Origin of the sequence: Nocardioides sp. (assembly GCF_004803405.1) — a bacterium.
GTDB classification, from domain to species: domain Bacteria; phylum Actinomycetota; class Actinomycetes; order Propionibacteriales; family Nocardioidaceae; genus Nocardioides; species Nocardioides vastitatis.
The window spans coordinates 1-1686 of record NZ_SSXI01000308.1; the positions used below are offsets into that span (position 1 = coordinate 1).

3 protein-coding genes are annotated in these 1686 nt (G+C 71.4%); 1 reads left to right on the forward strand and 2 read right to left on the reverse strand.

Features of this window, described 5'->3' with window-relative positions:
- Positions 1-298, reverse strand: a 298-nt coding sequence (locus E7Z54_RS21165) for an alpha/beta family hydrolase (protein ID WP_346763558.1), incomplete at its 3' end; no start/stop codon positions are given.
- Positions 295-1065: an SOS response-associated peptidase gene (locus E7Z54_RS21170; protein WP_136436716.1), complete on the reverse strand. Its 771-nt coding sequence runs from the start codon at positions 1063-1065 to the stop codon at positions 295-297. The genes E7Z54_RS21165 and E7Z54_RS21170, both read right to left, overlap by 4 nt.
- 50 nt (positions 1066-1115) lie before the next feature.
- On the opposite strand from E7Z54_RS21170, the gene E7Z54_RS21175 reads away from it, so the two are divergent.
- Entirely contained in the window at positions 1116-1628 is a 513-nt protein-coding gene (locus E7Z54_RS21175; RefSeq protein ID WP_136436717.1) for a DoxX family protein, read from the forward strand.
- Positions 1629-1686: the final 58 nt, after the last annotated feature.

A 1686-nucleotide genomic window follows, 5' to 3' on the forward strand; every position in this document is an offset into this window, starting at 1 on the left:
GGCCGCCCACCACCAGCGGCGTGCGGACCCGCAGCGCGTCGGCGGCGGCCCGCAGACCGACGTCGAGCGTCGGTGGTGGAGTCGCGACCTTGCGTCCGGCTCGGCGCCAGGGCTGCTCGAACCGAACGACGTTGATGCCCTGGCCCGGAAGGTGCTTCGCGAGCGCCACGAGGTCTCGTGCCTCGATGCCTCCCCCGGCGCCGTGGCTGAGGAGCAGGGTCGCTATCGGACGACGCGCCCGGTGCATCACGAGCCGTCCCTCCCCGTAGTCCGTGGGGATCAGGCGCTCCTCGCTCACAACAAGGTCTCCTCGACGTCCTCGAAGGGGATGGGCTCGACCAGCTCGGGCCCGTCGTTCGCGACGTTGCCGACCGCGGTCGTGACGGGGTACGCGGTCAGGCCGGCCTGCTGGGCGGGGCGGAGCAGACCGAGGAGGTCGTCGGTCGGCGCCCGCGGGTCGAGCCAGAGGTCGCGCTCCCCGCGCTCGACCACGAGCGGCATCCGGTCGTGGATCCGGCCGAGCTGGTCGGTCGCCTCGGTCGTGATCACGGTGCACGTCCAGCGGAAGGCGTCCGGATCGTTTTCCTGCTTGGTCGGGTCGCGCCAGATCTCGTACAGCCCCGCCATCGCCAGCACCGAGCCGTCCTGGGGGGTGATGAAGAACGGCTGCTTCCTCGGCTTGCCCTTGGCGGTCCTCTGCCGGGTCTCGTACCACTCGAAGTAGCCGTCAGCGGGCAGGATGCAGCGGCGGGCGGCGAAGGCCTTGCGGAAGGCGGGCTTCGCGGCGACCGTCTCCATCCGGGCGTTGATCATCCGGCTGCCGATCTTCTCGTCCTTCGCCCAGGAGGGCACGAGACCCCAGCGTAGGACCCGTAGCTGGCGCACCGGGTCCGCGACGGACTTCCCGTCGGGGTCCTTCTTCGCCCGCTCCATCACCGCGTACACCTCGTCGGTGGGCGCCACGTTGTAGGACGGTGGCACCACGTGGTCCAGGCGCGGGTCGAGCACCTCGAACTCCTCGACCAGGTCCTCCGGACTGCGGCTGGAGGCGTAGCGCCCGCACATGCCAGTCAATCTAACGGTCTGCCACGACCAGGTGCGGGTACCACGACGTCATGGCACTGAGCAGACTCATCGCCCGGCCGCTGCTGGCGACGTACTTCGTCGCCAACGGCGCGAACGACATCACCCACGCGCCGCAGCTGGCGCAACAGGCCGCGCCTGTCATGGAGAAGCTGGCCCCGATGATGGACAACGCCACCCCGGACGCTGTCACCATCCCGAAGGACCCGGTCACCTGGGTACGGGTGGCGGGCGCGCTCCAGGTCGCCGCCGGCCTCTCGCTCGCGGTCGGCAGGATGCCGCGGCTCTCCGCTGCGGTGCTCGGTGCGACCCTGATCCCGTCGACGGCGGCGCGCTACCGCTTCTGGGAGGCCACCGACAAGGAGCAGCGGGCGGAGCAGCTCAACCACTTCGTCAAGAACGCCGCGCTGGGCGGGGGGCTGCTGATCGCCGCGCTGGACACCGCCGGCAAGCCGGGCCTCGCCTGGCGGGCCGCTCACGCGACCCACGACGCCAAGCGCGAGGCGGCGCTGATGGGTGCGAAGGTGAAGGCGAAGGTCGCCTGAGGCATCCCGATCGAGGCGCCGCCGGCGAGCCCGCTCGCCCGGATCTCGCCGGAGACGC